Below are 18,321 nucleotides of genomic sequence, written 5' to 3'. Positions count from 1 at the left end.
AGTGGGCTGTCCGGCGTTCCGCGACCGGGCGCCGTCACGCCTCCCACCGCACCCGGTGCTCCGCCAGATGCGCCAGCACCGCGTGGTTCGCCTCCCAGCCGTCCGGGAACTTCACCGTGACCCCCAGCTGCACCGGTTCCGTCGACGGGTGCTCGTCCAGCAGCTCCGCGACGCCCGCCCGGCACACCACGATGCACGCATGCCGGTGGCGCGAGGCCAGTACGCACAGCCGGCCCGTCTCCAGATGGAACGCCGTGGCGTCCGGGCGGCCGGACAGCGGGTGCAGGACCACCGTCACATCGAACTCGCGGCCCTGGAGCCGGTTCGCCGTGTCCACCGCCACGCCCGTCACACCCAGCTCCGCGAGCGCCGCCCGTACCGCCGCCGCCTGGTCGCGATGGGCGGTGCCGACCGCGACCCGGTCCGCCGTCACGGGGACCGGATCGGGGGAGCGCTCGCTCGTCGCCGCGCCGCCCCGGTCGAGGAGCCGGCGGACGACCAGGGCCACCGCCCGTACCGCCTCCGGGTCGGTGCGCGGGGTGTGCCGGGCCGGGAGTTCGAGCAGGCCCCAGCCGGACTCCGCGGCCTCGTCCAGCACCCGGTCCGACGCCGAGCCGTCGGACGCGACGCCGAACGACAGCCGCCGGTCGCCGTGGTCCGTACCGCTGCGGAACGGGGTGTACGGGTAGAACGCGTCCGAGACGAGCGGCGCGGCGGAGGCGGGCAGCCGCCACGACACCGGCAGCCGGTGCTGCGGCAGTTGGGGATTGTGCGCGAGCAGCGTGGAGACCGCGCTCGCCGACGGGTCGTACGACAGCCCCGCCCACTGGTCCGCACCGACGATCGAGAACGGGTCCAACTGGCCCGGATCGCCGACGAACAACGCCCGTTCGAAGAGACCCGCGACGGCCAGCAGCGCATCCGAACGCATCTGGTACGCCTCGTCGACGATCGCGTGCCCCCACGGCTCGACGTTCTTCACATGCGCCCACTTGGCCGCCGTCGAGATGACGACGTCAAGTCCGGCCAGATCCGCCGCCTTTGCCGACTTCCGTACGTTGGCCAGACCGTCCAGCACCTTGTCGTACGGGTCGGAGTCATTGCTGTGCAACCGGCCGACCGGCAGCCCCGGGTCCTTCTCGGCCAGCCGCACCACCAGGTCGTCGACCTGTGCGTTGGTCTGCGCAACCACCATCAACGGGCGTCCGGCGGCCGCGAGTTCGAGCGCGGCGCGCACCACGAGCGTCGACTTGCCCGCCCCCGGCGGGGAGTCGACCACGATGCCGCGGGCCGTGCCGTTCAGCGTGTCGTCCAGGATCTGGGCGGTGGCCCGTCCCGCCGCCGCGCCCGGGTCGAATACGGCCGTCACAGAAGGTCCTCCGCGGTCACGGGATCGGGGCTCTCGGCGTGCCCGGCAGTGGCGCCCGGTGGGCCGCCGTGCGTCCAGGGCGTCTCCTCGGGGTCCGGCAGCTTCGGGCCGCCGCGCTGATCGTGCTCGAACAGCGTCCAGGCGATCCGGTCGCCCGGTTCGGGCACCGAACCCGGGGCCGGCTCCTTGCTCCGGCCCATCCGGTCGGTGATCCGCAGCACCAGCAGGGGCGCGCTCCCGTCCTCCGGCTGTGCGGCGTACTCCACGAACTCGGCGGTCTGCGGCTTGCCGTCCAGCGAGCGGTACACCTTGGTGCGCTCGCCGAGATGCGGGCGCTCGTCCGTGCGGAACGTGACCAGCGGGCGCGGGGACGGGCGCTTCGACTCGCTGTACGCCATCACCACCTCCGTCACGTCGCCGACGAACGCCTCACCGGCCAGCCGCCGCCCGGCCAGCACCAGCGGATCGTCCAGCGCTTCCTGCGCCTCCAGCTGGGCCTGCGCCGTCTCGCGCGAGGCCAGCTTCTGCGCCGCCGTCACCGCATCGTCCCGGCGCGGCTGCGGGGGCTCACCGGACCGCACCCGGTCCCGGTGACCGGTGAACGACCAGCGGTCCCTCGTCCAGCGGTCCTCCGCCCGAGACCCCTGGGGCAGCTCCTTCAGCAGATCGAGCCCCCGCCACACCGCATCCCAGGCCGGCCGCATCACCCCGGCCAGCAACGCCCTGATCTCCCGCTCGGCGGCGGTCAGTTCGGCGAGCCGGGCATCGGCCGCCAGACCGTCCTCGGCCGCCGCGAGCGAGGTGCGCGCCCGGTCGTACTTCTCGATGGCGGGCGCCAGCAGCCGGTTGTCGAACGCCGGGTCCGTGGCCGGACCGGCCGGCGGGCACAGCAGCTGTCCCTCGCCGTCCCGCTCCAGCTCCGCACGGAGCGCCGCCCGCGCCCCGGACTCGCCCGGCGGGGCATCGATCCAGGCCAGCAGCGCACCCAGATGCTGATCCTCCAGGCTGCTCTGCCCGGTCGCCCAGTGCCGGTTCAGCAGATCGGTCGTGGCCAGCAGCAGCGAGGAGCCCGGCACCCTGGCCCGCTCCCCGTAGTGCGTCAGCCAGCGGCCCAGCAGCGGAACGCGGGCGGGGGCGGGGTACGGGGTGTCGGGATCGTCCTCGGCCGTGCGCCGGAACCGCATGGAGCGGCCGAGCAGCCGTACGAAATCGATGCCCGCGCGGCTCGGCACGATCAACTGCGGTGCGTCCGCGCACAGCTCGACCTCGACCTTGACCTTCTTCCCGGTCTCCGGATCGGTCTCATTGCGCTCGGCGGGCTCGACGACATCCTCGTGCGCCTCGATGTGCGGCAGCACCGCCTCGGCCAGCTCGGCGAGGAACGCGAACCGCAGATCCCGGTCGCGCGGCTGCGAAACCGCCAGCAGCCGGGGCGCCTCCCGATCGGTCCCGACGAGCGCACCCAGCGGGGCGCCCGCCTCACCGGCGGTGGTCAGCGGCACCAGGACGAGCGGCCGGTCGGTGAGATGGCGGTGCAGGACCGTCGTCATCGGCTGCGCGCGGCCGCTCTCCACGGCCTCCAGCCGGGCCAGGGTGCTGATCAGCGACATGCCGCACTGCCCTCCAGCGCCTCGGCACGCAGCGCCGCCGCACGCCGCAGGGCCGCGACCGTCGGATCCGCCGGATCGCCCTCCTTGCCCGCGGCGGCGGCCAGCACCGCACCCACTGTCGTCAGCCCGCCGAGCTCGCCCCGCACACTCCGCCCCAGCGCCTCCACCGCACCGGCCGCCCGGGCCTTCGCCCGGCAGTGGAAGGCCAGCTCACAAGCGGCCAGGCACTCCGGGGCATACGCCGCGCCGACCGACTCGACCGCCGCGTCCAGCTGCTGAGGGGAGCACTCCGGATCGAAGGTGGTGCCCTCGGGCAGGGCCGCCGCGATGTCCTCGATCCGGGTCAGCCTGGTCAGCTGGCGCCGGGTGACCGCACGCTGCTTGCGTACGTCGACGACCGAGGCGGTGGGCAGATTGGAGAAGTCCTTCGGGCAGACCAGCAGCACCCGGTGGCCGACCTCCGCGCCCTCGGTCAGTTTCGCGATCCGCTCCAGCGCCAGTACGTAGACGGCGGACTGCCGGGCCGCCGCACCGACCTTCGCCGCGTCGGCGGAACCGTCGATCATGGGGAAGGACTTGATCTCGACGACCGTCCAGGTGCCGTCGGGGTGCACCGCCACCGCGTCCGGCTCCAGATAGGTGGGGGAGCCCGCCACCTCCAGGGCCAGCATCGGGTGGTCCAGCAGCGCCCAGCCGCCCGCCTCGGTCGCCTCCCGCAGCGCCAGCGCCGTACGCGCCGCGCGGCCCTCGGGACCGGCCGCGGTCAGATCGGGCACCAGGACCTCGCGCGGCGCCCCTGCGCCACCGCCGAGGCGCTCGTACAGCAGCTGCATCAGCTCCGTACCGCCGTCGGCCTTGACCTTGGCCTCGAAGACATTGCCCCGGACGAGAGCGAACTGCGACTGGCCGAAGGGGGCCGGTGAACCGAGCGCCGTGGCCAGCGCGGCCTTGTCCACCCCGGCGCCGTCCAGCAGGGCGCGGCGCCGGCAGCCGGGGTTGGCGGCGAGGGCAGCCAGCGCGCGGGCATCCAGCGGACGCGGTGCGACAGCCGGGCCGCGCAGCTCAGCGAGCCGCTGCCGGAGTGTCGTCCCCCGCTGCTCCCGCACCTGCGGGGGCAGCGGCGTCGGCCCGGGGTGCGCGACCGGCCGAGGCGTCTGCGTCGGCCGATGCTGCGGCACCGGTGGAATCTGCGGAGGTGGTCCGCTGGCCAGGGATTCGCTCACCCGCCGAAGTCTTGCATCCGGCACTGACAATCGGGGACTTCGTGGCCCCGGCGAACCGTGGGAAGCGAGCCGCGAGCCGGTCCCTGACCCCGTCGGCGATACGCATCACCGGTCCGGCCAGCAGGGCTCCGACGCCCATCACGGCAGCGCCCGCGACCGCGTCGAGGAAGTAGTGGTTGGCCGTGCCCATCACCACGAACGTGGTGACCAGGGGGTACGCGACGCCCGCGGCCCGTACGAGCGGGTGCCGGCCGTGACGCCACAGCAGGATTCCGCACCAGAGTGCCCAGCCGACGTGCAGGCTCGGCATCGCCGCGTACTGGTTCGTCATTCCGCCCATGCCGCGCGGGGCACTTGCCTCGGTGCCCCACCACCCGTACGAGCTGTACTGCGCCATCGTGTCGACGAAGCCGTGAGTGGCGTGGAGCAGCCGGGGCGGGCAGGTCGGCATCAGCGTGAAGCCGATCAGGCCGAGCAGTGTGGAAGTCATCAGCCAGGTGCGGGCCCTGCGGTACACGGCCTGGCGGCGGCGGAAGAGCCAGATCAGAACGGCCGGGGTGACCAGATAGTGCAGGGACGCGTACGCGAAGTCGGCGGGTATGCCTATCGAGGAGTGGGCGGTCAGCAGCCGGTTGAGCGGGTGCTCGAAGTTGATGTGGAGCGTCTTCTCCAGGTGCAGGATGCGCAGACCGTGATCGACGGCCGTGGATACGTCGCCGCGCGCCACCAGCCGGCCCGCCGAGTACGCTGCGTACACCAGGGCCAGCAGCGGCAGCTCGGTCCACCAACGGGGCCGCGGGCGCGGCACGGGCGCGGTGCTGGCATGCTGCATCCGGAAGCTCTCCATCATATGTTCATGCGACCGACGGCGGGCGTTCAACCGTACGGTGCAGATCGGCCGCGATTCCCCCGGGGGTCCTTGTCGGGTGCCCCGTGTGTGCACAGATTTCTCCGCGCAGAGTGGGACGCCGGTTCGGCCCCGCAGGTTGCCTCTCGATCGTGTGCGCGATGATGGGAAAACCGGACGATCCATTCTGACTCGATCCCCGGTTTCAGATCTCAGTTTCAGGGAGAGCCGTCATGGCACCGCGTATCCTGCTCGCCCGGCACGGCCAGACGGAATGGTCCGTCAACGGTAATCACACCGGCAGGACGGACATCCCGCTGCTCGACACCGGCCGTGCGGGCGCCAAGCTCCTCGGTGAGCGGCTGCACCGCAAGCCGTGGTCGGACCTGCCGGGCCTGGAAGTCCGCACCAGTCCGCTGCTGCGGGCCAAGGAGACCTGCGACATCGCGGGTTTCGCGGACCGGGCCGAGCCGTGGGACGCGCTGATGGAGTGGGACTACGGGGCGTACGAGGGGATGACTCCGGCACAGATCAAGGCGATCCGTCCCGACTGGTTCATCTGGCGTGACGGGGTGCCGGAGGGGGAGACCCTGGCCGAACTGTCCGCCCGCGCCGACGAGATCGTCGACTGGGCCCGCTCGGCCGACCGCGACGTCCTGGTCTTCGCCCACGGCCACATCCTGCGGGCGCTGGGGGCGCGGTGGCTGGGCGAGGACGTGTCGTTCGCCGCGCGCATCCGGCTCGATCCGACGTCGCTGTCGGTGCTGGGGTGGGCGTACGGGGCGCCCGCGATAGAACGCTGGAACGACACGGGCCACCTGGACGGGTAGTCCCTGCCGGCCCGGCAGCGGGGTCCTCAATCGCCGGACGGGCTTTATTCGGCGCCCCGGTCCGGGGCAAGGGTTCCGTCCTCAATCGCCGGACGGGCTTGATTGTGCCGGGCCGATCGGTTTTGGCGTCCCGGTCCGGCCCGAGGGTTCCGTCCTCAAACGCCGGACGGGCTTGGTTTTGCGGGCGTGCTTGATTTTGCCGGCGGGCGGTGGAAACCGGCCTGCCAGGCAAGCCGGGCTTGTCAGGTAAACCTGGCCTGCCAGGTAAGCCCGGCTCGTCAGGCAAACCTGGCTCGTCAGGCAAATCCGGCCTGCCAGGCAAACCGGGCTCGTCAGGCAAGCCCGGCCCGTCGGGCAAAATCAGCCCGTCCGGCGTTTGAGGACGGAACCGGTGAGGCGGCGACCGGTGCCGCAAGATTCAGTCCGTCCGGCGATCGAGGACGGAACCGGTCATGTGGTGCGGGGTGCGTGGAATGCGGGGGCGCCCGGTGACCCCCTACGCCCCCGCATCCGAGACCTCCGCGTACCGCTCCAGGAACCCCCGTACCTCCGCCGCGCCCCGCTGCGGCGCCAGTACCCCCGCCGCCCCCGCCAGTATCGCCCGGATGCGGGACGACTGGACGCGGTCCAGCAGGTCCAGCACCTGGTGGCCCGCCGTCGCCGCCTCCGCGGCCCGGCCGGCCCGGGCCAGGTCCGTGGTCAGCTCGGCCCGGTACAGCGCCAGGTTCCGGGTGAAGTGCGGGTCCTGGAGCTGCGTCGCCCGACGCGCATGGCGGGCCGCCCGCGACCAGTCGCCCAGCGCCGACCAGCACTGCGCCTCCAGCATCTCCAGCTCCGCCTCCCGGAAGAAGGTCATCCACTCCGGATCGGCGTCGGACGGCCCGCGCCCGAACGCGGTGTGCGCCAGGCCGATCGCCCGTTCGCAGCCCGTACGGTCTCCGAGCCCCGCCCGGCCCCCCGCCTCCCGCAGTGCCAGCAGTGCCAGCAGCCGCGGTGAGCCCAGCGGCTGCGCCGCCCGCTGCCCGGCCTCGGCCGCGCGCACGGACTCACGGGGCCGCCCCGTATCCCTGGCCAGGAACGACGCATTGCAGAACGCATGCGCCTCCAGCGCCGCGTCACCCGCGACCCGCGCCGTGGCCAGCGCCTCCGCATAGTGCGAGCGGGCGTCCTCGAACCGGCCCGAGTCATGGGCCAGCCAGCCCACCGAGATGGCCAGTTCGCCCGCCCCGGCATGCAGCCGGTCGGCCGTGGAGCGCTTGGTGGCGGTCCCGGAGTCGAGCAGCGCGTACGCCGCCCGCAGCGGCTGGGACGCCCTGCGGTACAGGCCGTCACCGCCGTGCCGGTCGTCGAGCAGCCGGATCTGCCGTACCGCCTTCTCGACGGCGCTCACCTCGGCCTCGCCGACCCGGTGCCGGTCGGGCAGGGTGGCGGCATCGGCGGATGTGCCGCCGAGGCCGAGACCCAGGGTTGCGGCCGCCATCGTGGTGGTGCCGCTCGTCATGAATACGCGACGCAGCACGTCGCTCTCCTCGTCGGTGTCGCTGTGGAGCGTAGGGGGCGGTGGAGTTTCGGCAGTGGTCCGCGCTCCCCGGCCGCGTACCGTTTCGCGCGGCGAGAAGCCCAGGTCCGCCAGGGTCGTCCCGGGGAACATGTGCAGGAAGACCCGCTCGTACGCGTAGTTGGGGCAGCGGATCTCGCCGGACTCCACGCGTCCGATGTACCGGGCGTCGCACGCGACCTGCTCGCCGATCGCGCGGGCAGACCTGCGTACCGCGGCAGCGAACTCCCCGGCGGAGCGCGGTCCGCGCAGCCGCCGGAAGGCGAGGTTGGGAACTGCCCCTGTCGACACCATGGCTGAGCCCTCTCTGGTGCAGCCGGGCTCCTGCTTCCGGTATCCCGGCGGAGCAAGAACGTACCTGCTGTGACGGGCCGCACACTCAGCGTTTGCTGACAAAAGGGATATCTCGCCCGTGATCCGCCATGAACTGCCACCCTTTGCGGCGGCGTGGCACCGTAGCCCTTGACGTCGTCGGCGCGTTGGTCCACGTGGAGACGGATTCCGGCTCCGCCCGGCGATGAGAGGAGAGGTCCCTTGTTGCACATCGGCACGGAGACCGGCTCGCGGACCACTGCGACAACCCAGGCCGCAACGGGTGCCACGGCGCCCGCCGCGCCCACGGAGGACCACGGCGCCGTACCTTGCGACCTGGTGACCGTCCCGGCCCGCCAGGGACTGGAGGCCGTGGACATCCTGCGCCGGGGCGCCGACCAGGAAGCCGTCGGCCCGGTCCTGCACGACGGCGCCTGCGACACCCTCGGCTTCCTGGTGCCTTCGGGGACCGCCGAGGCGTGGGACGTACCGGGCAGCGCCTGTACGAAGACCGACGGCCGCGGCCTGCGCATCCCCGCCGAGCCGCCCGTCACCGGCAGCGGCTGGCTGCTGCCGCCCGAGGAGGACGCCCCGGTCACCGACCCGGCCGTGCTGCGGGCCGCTCTTGACCAGGCGGCCCGGCTGATCGAGGCGGCCGACAACTGCTGCTGACCGCGGGCTCCCCGCCCGCGCCCATAATGGGCCGGTGGCCGGATTTCCCCGGCGCGGCCGGTTCCGTACCGGCCCGGAGCGATGAGCAGTGAGCAGGCACGAGCAGCAGTGGCACGTCGAGGAGCGTCGAGCGGAGGTGCGGGCGCCCGTAAGCGGTCCGACCGCAAGGCCGACGGCAGGACCGAACGCGGGGCCGGGCGCGGCGGCGCCGGGCGCAGAACGGAGCCGCTCGCCGAACCGGTGGACGGCGGTCTCGCCGAGCTGGTGCCCGACCGGGAGCGCCCGCACGCCTGGACGCTGACGCTCGACGGCGCCCCCCAGTCCCACGTGGACCTCGACGACCCCACGTATCTCTCCTTCGAGTACCAGCGCAGGATCGGCCACATCGCCGACCTGGTCGCGCCTCCGCAACAGCCCCTGCACGTGGTGCACCTGGGCGGCGGCGCCTTCACGCTCGCCCGCTACATCGCCGCGACCCGGCCCCGCTCCACCCAGCAGATCGTCGAGGTGGACGCCGCACTCGTCCAGCTGGTCCGCCGGGAGCTGCCGCTGGACCCGCAGGCCAGGATCCGGGTCCGGGCCACCGATGCCCGCGCCGGGCTCGGGAAGATCCAGGACGGCTGGGCGGATCTCGTCATCGCCGATGTCTTCAGCGGGGCCCGTACCCCCGCACACCTCACCAGCACCGAGTTCCTCGCCGAGGTCCGCCGGGTCCTGAAGCCCGGCGGGAGTTACGTGGCCAACCTCGCGGACGGTCCGCCGCTGACCCACCTCCGCGGCCAGATCGCCACCGCGGCCACGGTCTTCCCCGAACTGGCGCTCGCCGCCGACCCGACCGTGTGGCGCGGCCGCCGCTTCGGCAACGCCGTGCTGCTCGCCTCGGATCGGCCGCTGAAGGTCGCGGAGCTGACCCGCCGGGTCGCGACCGACCCGCACCCCGGACGCGTCGAACACGGACGTGCCCTCGCCGACTTCACCGGAGGCGCGGCAGCGGTGAGCGACGCGGACGCGAGGCCGTCACCGGCGCCACCGCCGTCGGCCTTCGGATAGGAGGGCGCTGAAGGTCTCGGCCGGGGTACCAAGGACCGACAACATCGTTCCGGGCCGACGGAGTTCAGAGCCTTTGTGTGTCGGCCGGGGGGTTTCGACTCCCGCCCGGACCTGCGCAAGCGAGCAAAGCAGGGCCTGTCGGCCGCCCAGCGACTGGCCAGGCATCTCGGGCCGTCATGCGCGGTGCGCTACTGGGACGAGCGCCACAGGACGGCGAAGTGGGTGTGCTGGGGCTGCGATCGCCTGCACTGGGAGCGCGACAGCCACGGCACGCCCCCGCACCCGGTCGACATCACGGTCGAGGGCGAGTACAAGTTCGGTCCGCTGCGCTCCGACGGATTCGGGGACTTTTTCCCGGATGATCCCGCCGCCGCCCTGGCGCTGTCCGACGACCTCGTCGCCGCTCTGTACACGTGGGCGGAAAGCATTGACACCACGCTGAACCTGCACCTGCGGGACCGGGAGGACGGCAAGTACGACGCCGATGGAAGACCAAGCAGGCCCAGAGGATCGGAAAGAAGATTGGCTTCGACCCGAAGAGGGACCTGAAGACGATCCGCTGGACCCTCAAGGACCAGGGCTCCCTCGGGAAGAAGTGGTTGAAGAACGGGCCGCAGGGAGTTCCCGCCGGAAACACCGTGGTCATCCAGCTGAAGTACGTGGGGAAGCCGCACATGGACAAGTTCGTCGTCTACACCGCCTACCTGGACAATTGACCATGACAGAAAACGACGAAGAAGGCACGGAGTACGAGTACCTCGAAGACATCTACGTCGAGGACATCGGGCTGACCTGGGTGACCTCGAAGTGGGACATCCCGGTCGCACTCTCCCCGGAAGACGCTGAGCGTCACCTTCCCAAGGGCGGGCCGGTCGAGTTCTGGCTGGAACTGCCGGAGACGGCGGTCGAGGATTTCGACCGGTCGCACGCGTGCCAACTCGGACAGGACGTACGGCGTCTGTCCGAGTCCACGCTGCCGGACGAGACCATCCGCACCGTGTGGCTCGGCGCCACACACGGGTGCTTCGACCCTGCCGGGCACGGCATGGACGCTCGTACCTGGCTGCGGAGGATCGAAGATGCCTGGCTGGCGGCGGTCCGCCGCAGCCACCCCGCGTTCGTTCCGTCGCCGCCCCGGCCCGTGACGGACGAGGGCCTGCGACAGGCTGTCCTCCAGGTGATCCGCCCGGTCGCGAACGACCTGACACGCGCGGTCACCATCCCCAAATACGGATCTCCGCTGCCGGGTCTGGTGCCGTCGCTGGAGCAGGTTGTCACCCAAGCCTGCGCGGACCTCGGCTACCGACTGTTCCTGCGTGCCATGAAGGCGTACTTCGTGGAGATCGACAAGAACAGCCGCGACGCGTTCATCGCACTCGGGAAACGGTTCGGCTATCCCGAGTTCCTGGTAGGCAACAACCTCAACTACCAGGAGTGATCAAACCTCTGCCGCCCGGTCAACCCCATCAGGTGGCGGATGGCTGACAGGACGGGGTGACAAGGACACGCACCTCCGCCTCACCCGGCCGGCTTTGCGGCCCGCACCCTACTGCCAAGGGCGCGGGTCGCTGTCGTTGCGCGGGGTCGCTCGCGATTTGTCCCGGATCATGGCAGGTCCCGCGCGGCCGAAGTGGCTCGAGCGGGGTAGAGCACGCGGTGGTCAGCCCAGTGGCATCGGCAAGATCCGTCAGCAAGCGTGCCCCGGCATGACCGACCACCCCCGAACCAAGGGACAGCAAGAACGACTTCGGCCCTGCTCTGAGGTTTGGCAACGACGCCCGGTCGGAATTCGTGGCTGAGGCGAAGGCGACGCACCGCCCTCCCGTCGACTGATCACAGTCGTGGCGTCGGCACGCCCGGGCCTACACGATCTCGACCTGCGGCGGATGGTCGTTCCAGGTGCAGAAGACCGACACCGTCGTGCCGTTGTCCCGGCTGAAGTTCACCCGGATCCAGGTCGAGTTCGTCCAGACCTGCATCGACCAGTCCGGCGCCGGTGTCGCCGAGACCAGTTTCGCCCAGTCCTTGCCGAGTTCGAAGACGACCCGGCCGCCGTCCGTCCCGTAACTCTTCACCGTGCCCTGACGCGGGGCGGAGCGGGCGGGCGAGGGGCTGTTGTCCGCCGGGGTGTGGGACGGCTGCCGGGGCGGGGGCGTGGACGGTTTCGGGGCGGTACGGGGAGTGGTGGTGGCGGCCGGCGGCGACCGTGACGGTTCGGGGCGCTGCGTCGAGGAGGACAGTCCGTCCGTGGGGTCCTGGCCGCCCCGGGCGCTCGCCGAGATCGGCACGGCGCGCGGCGGGTCGTAAGCCGTGCCCGCCATCACCGTGTGCACACCCCACCACGACAGCGTGACCGCCGCCCCGGTGGCGAGCGACCACGCGAGCGCGTGTACGAGTCCTCGTTGCATCCGGCACATCCTGCACCACCGAGCCCGGTGCTGTCCCGGTCCCCCAGGGGCAGGACCGCGGGCCTCCGGATGGCGTACGGTGCCGCCCATGCCAAGTGTGCTCGTGGTCGAGGACGACCAGTTCGTACGATCCGCCCTCATCCGGCACCTGACCGAGGCCTCCCACACGGTACGGAGTGTCGGCACCGCGCTCGAAGCGCTGCGCGAGGTCGCCCATTTCCGCTTCGACGTGGTCATCCTCGATCTCGGCCTGCCCGATCTCGATGGTGGCGAGGCGCTGAAGATGCTCCGCGGCATCACCGACGTACCCGTGATCATCGCGACGGCGCGGGACGACGAGAGCGAGATCGTCCGGCTGCTGAACGACGGCGCCGACGACTATCTGACCAAGCCGTTCTCGGTGGAGCACCTGTCCGCGCGGATGGCCGCCGTGCTGCGCCGCTCGCGCGCCGCCGGGGGCGAGGCTCCGCCGCCGCGCATCATCCGGGTCGGCGGGCTCTCCATCGATCCGCTGCGCCGCCAGGCCGAACTGGACGGCGCCGCACTCGACCTCACCCGCCGCGAGTTCGACCTGCTGACCTTCCTCGCCGGGCGGCCCGGAGTCGTCGTCCCGCGCAAGGAGCTCCTGGCCGAGGTCTGGCAGCAGTCCTACGGCGACGACCAGACCATCGACGTCCATCTCTCCTGGCTGCGCAGGAAGCTGGGCGAGACGGCCGCCAGGCCGCGCTATCTGCACACCCTGCGCGGCGTCGGCGTGAAGCTGCAGCCGCCCGCCCCGGGGCCGTCCGCATGAGATGGGCCCTGGTCAAGGTCTGTCTGGCCGTCACCGCGATGGTCGCGGTCGCCTTCGCCGTGCCGCTCGGTCTCGTCATCAAGGAGATGGCCCGCGACCGCGCCTTCTCCGACGCCGAGCGGCAGGCCGCCACGATCGGTCCGACCCTCTCCATCACCACCGACCGCACCGAACTCGAAACGGCCGTGCTCACCACCGAGCCGGGCGGCGCGGGCCGGATGGCCGTGCACATCCCCGCCGCCGAGGAGCCCGACAGCCGGCCGGTGGAGATCGGCACCCGGCGCGCCACCCGCAAGGACCTGGAGACCGTACGGAAATCGGGGCGCGCCTCGATCAGCGAGGTGACGGGCGGCTCCGCGCTGCTCCAGCCGACCGCGCTCGGCTCCGGGGACATCGCCGTCGTCGAGGTGTTCGTGCCCGAGGACGAGGTCTCCAACGGTGTCACCACCGCCTGGCTGATGCTGGCGGGCGTCGGCATCGCGCTGATCGTCGGGTCCGTCGCGGTCGCCGACCGGCTCGGCGTACGGATGGTGCAGCCCGCCAGACGGCTCGCGGGCGCCGCCCACGACCTCGGGGAGGGCAAGCTGGGGACCAGGGTCCGCGAGGAGGGGCCGACCGAACTGCGGTCCGCCGCCGTCGCGTTCAACTCCATGGCCGACCAGGTCGTCCAGCTCCTCGCCAACGAACGTGAACTGGCCGCCGACCTCTCGCACCGGCTGCGCACCCCGCTCACCGTGCTCCGGCTCAACGCCGCCTCGCTCGGCGAGGGTCCGGCCGCCGAGCAGACCCGCGCCGCGGTCGAGCAGCTGGAGCGCGAGGTCGACACCATCATCAGGACCGCCCGCGAACAGCGCCCGCAGACCCAGGGCCTGAACGGCGGGCCCGGGGCCGGCTGCGACGTCTCCGAAGTGATCCGGGAGCGGATGGACTTCTGGTCGGCGCTCGCCGAGGACGAGGGCCGCGAGGTGCGCCTGGCGGGAGTGGACCGTACGGTACGCATCCCGGTCGCCCGGCCCGAACTTGCCGCCGCCCTCGACGCGTTGCTCGGCAATGTCTTCCGGCACACCCCCGAGGGCACCTCCTTCGCCGTCGATGTGCACCACAGCGGCGACGCGGTGATCGTGCTGGTCTCGGACGCGGGCGGCGGCATAGCGGACGCCGAGGCGGCGCTGGCGCGCGGCGGAAGTGGTGGGGGAGGGGCACGGGGCCCGGTGGGCTCCACCGGGCTCGGCCTCGACATAGTCCGCCGGGTCGCGGAGTCCACCGGCGGCGATGTGCGGATCGGCCGCTCGGTGCTCGGCGGTACGGAGGTACGCATCTGGATCGGCCTCGACGGGCAGCGGCCGGAGCGGGGCCGGCGCGGTCACCGGGTGGGGCGGCAGCGACGCGGAGTGATCCGTCGGAACGCAGCGCTCCGATTCCGGTCCGGGGCAGGCCCGAACCTTTAACCAGCACCGATGCGCCCCTTAAGGCAATCCTAAGAACGTCAACTCGGGTCCGAAGAGCGCCATTTGTCGGATCGGCTGCCGCTAGCGTGCTCACGCATCCCCACTCCCGTAGGACAGAGGCAGGCACGCGATGGGCACCAGTACGCACCGGCGCACGGCGAGCACCAGGACCAAGGCGATCGGCGCGGTCGTCGCCGCGGCCGTGATCGGCGGGGCGGTCTTCGCCCTCACCGGCACGGCCCAGGCCGCTTCCGTGCGTGCCGCGTACACCAGGACCAGCGGCTGGACCGGTGGCTACACCGGGCAGTACGTCGTCACCAATGACACCGATCAGGCGCAGTCGGACTGGACGCTCGAATTCGATCTGCCCGCGGGCACGAAGCTCAGCTCGCTCTGGAACGGTGAACACACCGTCAGCGGCAGCCATGTCACCGTGAAGCCCGCGAGCTGGGACACAGGGCTGGCGCCCGGCAAGTCGGTCACCATCGGCTTCGTCACCACCTCGGACGGCACGGCGGCCGACCCGACCGGCTGTCTCGTCAACGATGCCAAGTGTTCCGCCGACACCGGCGCCACGCCGGAACCCAGCGGCCGCCCCACCGAGACCGCAACCCCCATACCCACCCCCACCTCCACGGCCACCGCCTCCCCGACGCCGCAGCCGACCGGAACCGCCACGGCGACCCCCACGCCCACCCCCACCGAGACCGGTGGCAGCGGCGGCGGTTCGGCGAGCGGCGCGGGCTTCGCCCCGTACGTCGACACCTCGCTCTACCCGGCCTACGACCTTCTCGACACCGTCACCAAGACCGGTGTGAAGGAGTTCAACCTCGCCTTCATCACCGCCGGGGGCAGCTGCACCCCGCTCTGGGGCGGTGTCACCGCACTCGGCGACGACCAGGTCGCCTCCCGGATCGGCGCACTGCGCGCCGAGGGCGGCGACGTCCGGGTCTCCTTCGGCGGCGCGGCCGGTTCCGAACTGGCACTGCAATGCTCCTCCGCGTCCGACCTCGCCGCGGCGTACGGCAAGGTCATCGACACGTACAAGCTCACCAAGGTCGACTTCGACATCGAGGGCGGCGCACTGCCCGACACGGCGGCCAACTCCCGCCGCTCCCAGGCCATCGCCCAGCTCCAGAAGTCCCACCCCGGCCTGGACGTCTCCTTCACCCTGCCGGTCATGCCCGAGGGACTGACCCAGCCGGGCGTCGACCTGATCGCCGACGCCAAGAAGAACGGCGTCGAGGTCGGCGCCGTCAACATCATGGCGATGGACTACGGCGCCTCGTACAGCGGTGACATGGGTACGTACGCGATCCAGGCGGCCACCGCCACGCAGGCCCAGATCAAGGGCGTGCTCGGGCTCTCGGACGCCGCCGCGTGGAAGGCCGTCGCCGTCACACCGATGATCGGCGTCAACGACGTCAGCACCGAGATCTTCAAGGTCGAGGACGCCACGCAACTGGTGGAGTTCGCCGGGCAGAAGGGGCTCGGCCGGCTGGCGATGTGGTCGGGCACCCGCGACAAGGAGTGCGCGGGCGGGCCGCAGCCGAGCGCCGACGCGTCGTGCAGCTCCATCGCCCAGGAGCCGCTGGCGTTCACGAAGGCGTTCGGCGCGTACAAGTAACCGCCCGGCGTCCACGGACCACCACCCCCCGCGCATCCCGGCCGGCCCCCCCACACCCCCACATCCGGCCGGGGTGCGCCCTCTTTCTTCGTCATCGCCGACCAGGTGACGGAGGACTGGCCGGCCCGGCTGCGCAGGGCCTCGGTCGCCGATGTCTACGAAGTACGCATGCTGATCGAGGTCCAGGCCGCCCGGCCGGCCGCGCGGCGCCGTACGGACGAGGACCTGGCCGCCCTCGATGAGGCGCTCACCGCGCGGCGGGCGGCGGGGGCCGGGGGAGGCGCCGAGTTCGTCGACGCGGACATCGCCCTGCACCGGGCCGTGGTGGTCGCGGCCCACAACCCCGTACTCACCGATCTCTTCGGTGAGTACGCCCCCGCGCTGAGGCAGGGCCTCATCGAACTCGTGGAGTTGTTCGGCCTGCGCCGCAGGGACCCGCACCACGGCGACGCGACCCATGACGCACTGGTGCGGGCCGTCGTGGCCGGCGACGCGGAGTCGGCGGGCCGGGCCGCGCTGACCGAACTGGAGTCCACGCCGGCCCGGCTGCGGGCGGCGTAGACCCGGCGGCCCCGGCCCTTCCTTCCCGTCGCCCCCGGCGTACCCGTGGCGGGGCGTGGGGTACGGCCGTCGGCTTCGGAGGAAGAACGCGCATACGCCCCCGAGCGCCCCCATCGCGCGATGTCCCGTTCACATTCCGGCGGGCGGTCGGGCGTGAAGCGGGGATGACGGGGACCGCTCCCGGAGGCGGGCGGAAATGTGGCGCGGGCGTGGCGGCTCGGGGTGACCGGCGCGGCGATCCTTCGCCGGTACCCCCTTGACCTGCGCTTTTTCGGAATGCCTTGAGTCCTTGGCCGATGCCCGCGGGATATGGCAAGACTCGGGTCGGACACGGTCTCGTGACTTGCAGGACACGCTCGGGCAACGGAAGCGTCTTCAACTCTTGACACCCACCCCTTCAAGGCAGGAACCTTCCGACATCGACGCATGGGAGCGCTCCCATATCGTGCGGGGTTTCCCGCTCGAACGGCACTGCCCGTGTTCTCCCCCCTGGACCAGTCGGCACCCGCACTCACCAGTGCGTATGCCACGCAGTCATAACGCCAGTCCCACCCTGGAACAAGGAGTAGTGGAATGCGTATCACCCGCACCGTCGCCGGCCGGAGCCGCAGAGTCGCGGTTCTGGCCACCACGGGCCTGACAGCCTCGGCCCTGTTGCTGACCGGCTGCAGCAGCGATTCGGATTCATCGGACAACACGGGCTCCGATGCGAACGGGAAGATCACGCTGACCGTCGCCGACTTCGGGCAGTTCGGCTACAAGGAAGCCGGTCTCTTCGCCAAGTACCACGAGCTGCACCCGAACATCACGGTCAAGGAAGACGTCACCGCCGACGAGAAGGTCTACTACCCCAAGCTGCTCCAGCAGCTGAACTCGGGCAGTGGTCTCGCCGACGTCCAGGGCATCGAGGTCGGCCGGATCAAGGAGATCGTCGACACGAAGGCGGACGACTTCGCCGACCTCAGCAAGGTGATCAATGTCGACGACTGGGTGTCCTGGAAGGAGAAGCAGGCCACCACATCCGGCGGTGCGGTGATCGGCGCGGGCACCGACATCGGTCCGATGTCCCTCTGCTACAACACCGACCTGTTCAAGAAGGCCGGCCTGCCGACCGACCGCGCGGAGGTCGCCACGAAGGTCGCCGGAGGCTGGGAGGACTACCTCAAGCTCGGTGAGGAGTACAAGAAGAACGCGCCCAAGGGCACGTTCTTCATGGACTCCGCGAGCGCGATGTTCAACGCCGTGGTGAGCTCGAACGCGAAGCAGTACTACGACGAGAGCGGCAAGGCGATCTACAAGGACAGCCCCAGCGTCAAGCAGGGCTGGGACCTGGCCGCCGAGGCCGCGGACAAGAAGCTGACGCAGGGCCTCGCCCAGTTCAACGACCCGTGGGTCGCCGCCCTGCGCAAGGGCACCGTCGCCACCGTGGCCTGCCCCGCGTGGATGGCCGGTCAGATCTCGACCAACGCCGGCGAGGCCAACAAGGGCAAGTGGGACATCACCACCGCACCCGGTTCGACCGCCGCCAACTGGGGCGGCTCGTTCCTCTCCGTGCCCAAGAAGGGCAAGAACGTCGACGAGGCCACCGAGCTCGTCAAGTGGCTGACCGCCCCCGAGCAGCAGGCCGCCGTCTTCAAGGCGATCGGTAGCTTCCCGTCCAACAAGGGCGCGTACGAACTGCCCGACGTGAAGAGCGCGAAGCTGGCTTACTTCAACGACGCGCCGATCGGCCAGATCTACGCCGACGAGGCCAAGTCCATCCCCGAGACGGTGCTTGGCCCGAAGGACGGCGTCATCAAGGACACCATCTCCACCCAGATCAACAACATGGAGCAGCGCGGCACCAGCCCTGACGACGCGTGGAAGGCGGCGACCAACGCGATCGACAAGGCGATCGGCTGACCGTCGCCGGTGCGGGCGGCCCTCAGGAGCCGCCCGCACCGGCACGCGCGCAGTCCCTTGTCCGGGCAACCCGACGCACCCGGCAACTCAGCAACGCAGGGAAGGACTCCC

At 71.5% G+C, this 18,321-nt stretch carries 15 protein-coding genes and 2 pseudogenes; 10 read left to right on the top strand and 7 right to left on the bottom strand.

Going from position 1 to position 18,321, the window contains the following annotated elements:
* Positions 1 to 34: 34 nt before the first annotated feature.
* Genes ACGFU7_RS07295 through ACGFU7_RS07280 form a run of 4 tightly spaced genes read right to left on the bottom strand, consistent with a single transcriptional unit; the run spans position 35 to position 5,034 of the window.
* Positions 35 to 1,369 (bottom strand): AAA domain-containing protein, encoded by a 1,335-nt coding sequence (locus ACGFU7_RS07295; RefSeq protein WP_393693209.1) that lies wholly within the window; start codon positions 1,367 to 1,369, stop codon positions 35 to 37.
* On the bottom strand, positions 1,366 to 2,979 hold the full coding sequence (locus ACGFU7_RS07290; protein WP_393693207.1) for a hypothetical protein: 1,614 nt from the start codon (positions 2,977 to 2,979) through the stop codon (positions 1,366 to 1,368). Before ACGFU7_RS07290 ends, ACGFU7_RS07295 begins: the two co-directional genes overlap by 4 nt.
* The gene (locus ACGFU7_RS07285; RefSeq protein WP_393693205.1) at positions 2,970 to 4,157 is read right to left on the bottom strand and encodes a hypothetical protein; all 1,188 of its coding nucleotides are present in this window, start codon (positions 4,155 to 4,157) and stop codon (positions 2,970 to 2,972) included. The genes ACGFU7_RS07290 and ACGFU7_RS07285 overlap by 10 nt, the downstream gene beginning before the upstream one ends.
* On the bottom strand, positions 4,042 to 5,034 hold the full coding sequence (locus tag ACGFU7_RS07280) for a phosphatase PAP2 family protein (protein ID WP_393693203.1): 993 nt from the start codon (positions 5,032 to 5,034) through the stop codon (positions 4,042 to 4,044). The genes ACGFU7_RS07285 and ACGFU7_RS07280 overlap by 116 nt, the downstream gene beginning before the upstream one ends.
* Positions 5,035 to 5,282: 248 nt before the next feature.
* On the opposite strand from ACGFU7_RS07280, the gene ACGFU7_RS07275 reads away from it, so the two are divergent.
* Complete coding sequence (locus ACGFU7_RS07275) at positions 5,283 to 5,879, top strand: histidine phosphatase family protein (RefSeq protein ID WP_393693201.1); 597 nt, start codon at positions 5,283 to 5,285, stop codon at positions 5,877 to 5,879.
* 496 nt (positions 5,880 to 6,375) lie between these two features.
* On the opposite strand, the gene ACGFU7_RS07270 is transcribed toward ACGFU7_RS07275, so the two are convergent.
* On the bottom strand, positions 6,376 to 7,731 hold the full coding sequence (locus ACGFU7_RS07270) for a tetratricopeptide repeat protein (RefSeq protein ID WP_393693199.1): 1,356 nt from the start codon (positions 7,729 to 7,731) through the stop codon (positions 6,376 to 6,378).
* Positions 7,732 to 7,971: 240 nt separating this feature from the next.
* On the opposite strand from ACGFU7_RS07270, the gene ACGFU7_RS07265 reads away from it, so the two are divergent.
* The 4 genes from ACGFU7_RS07265 (at position 7,972) to ACGFU7_RS07250 (ending at position 10,909) form a co-directional block, all read left to right on the top strand.
* Positions 7,972 to 8,421 carry a hypothetical protein gene (locus tag ACGFU7_RS07265; protein WP_393693197.1) on the top strand — a complete coding sequence of 150 codons (450 nt, stop codon included), beginning with the start codon at positions 7,972 to 7,974 and terminating at the stop codon, positions 8,419 to 8,421.
* A gap of 108 nt (positions 8,422 to 8,529) precedes the next feature.
* Positions 8,530 to 9,471, top strand: a complete 942-nt coding sequence (locus ACGFU7_RS07260) for a spermidine synthase (protein WP_393693560.1) — start codon at positions 8,530 to 8,532, stop codon at positions 9,469 to 9,471.
* A 75-nt stretch (positions 9,472 to 9,546) separates the two neighbouring features.
* Positions 9,547 to 10,020: a hypothetical protein gene (locus ACGFU7_RS07255; RefSeq protein ID WP_393693195.1), complete on the top strand. Its 474-nt coding sequence runs from the start codon at positions 9,547 to 9,549 to the stop codon at positions 10,018 to 10,020.
* A gap of 169 nt (positions 10,021 to 10,189) precedes the next feature.
* Complete coding sequence (locus tag ACGFU7_RS07250) at positions 10,190 to 10,909, top strand: hypothetical protein (protein WP_393693193.1); 720 nt, start codon at positions 10,190 to 10,192, stop codon at positions 10,907 to 10,909.
* A gap of 139 nt (positions 10,910 to 11,048) precedes the next feature.
* On the opposite strand, the pseudogene ACGFU7_RS07245 reads toward ACGFU7_RS07250, so the two are convergent.
* Positions 11,049 to 11,243: pseudogene (locus tag ACGFU7_RS07245) on the bottom strand (hypothetical protein); the annotation flags it as partial.
* Positions 11,244 to 11,333: 90 nt separating this feature from the next.
* A complete protein-coding gene (locus ACGFU7_RS07240) occupies positions 11,334 to 11,879 on the bottom strand; it encodes a hypothetical protein (RefSeq protein ID WP_393693191.1) in 546 nt (181 codons plus the stop codon).
* Positions 11,880 to 11,967: 88 nt separating this feature from the next.
* On the opposite strand from ACGFU7_RS07240, the gene ACGFU7_RS07235 reads away from it, so the two are divergent.
* From ACGFU7_RS07235 to ACGFU7_RS07215, 5 genes and pseudogenes are all read left to right on the top strand, one after another.
* Positions 11,968 to 12,672, top strand: a complete 705-nt coding sequence (locus ACGFU7_RS07235; protein WP_393693189.1) for a response regulator transcription factor — start codon at positions 11,968 to 11,970, stop codon at positions 12,670 to 12,672.
* A complete protein-coding gene (locus ACGFU7_RS07230; protein WP_393693187.1) occupies positions 12,669 to 14,120 on the top strand; it encodes an ATP-binding protein in 1,452 nt (483 codons plus the stop codon). The genes ACGFU7_RS07235 and ACGFU7_RS07230 overlap by 4 nt, the downstream gene beginning before the upstream one ends.
* A gap of 130 nt (positions 14,121 to 14,250) precedes the next feature.
* On the top strand, positions 14,251 to 15,747 hold the full coding sequence (locus ACGFU7_RS07225; RefSeq protein WP_393693185.1) for a cellulose binding domain-containing protein: 1,497 nt from the start codon (positions 14,251 to 14,253) through the stop codon (positions 15,745 to 15,747).
* An 87-nt stretch (positions 15,748 to 15,834) separates the two neighbouring features.
* Positions 15,835 to 16,308, top strand: a pseudogene (locus ACGFU7_RS07220) (FadR/GntR family transcriptional regulator); the annotation flags it as partial.
* A gap of 573 nt (positions 16,309 to 16,881) precedes the next feature.
* Positions 16,882 to 18,210, top strand: a complete 1,329-nt coding sequence (locus tag ACGFU7_RS07215; RefSeq protein ID WP_393693183.1) for an extracellular solute-binding protein — start codon at positions 16,882 to 16,884, stop codon at positions 18,208 to 18,210.
* Positions 18,211 to 18,321: the final 111 nt, after the last annotated feature.

The organism is Streptomyces sp. NPDC048473 (assembly GCF_043200155.1).
GTDB lineage: Bacteria > Actinomycetota > Actinomycetes > Streptomycetales > Streptomycetaceae > Streptomyces.
This window is presented reverse-complemented; position numbering and strand designations above follow the sequence as displayed.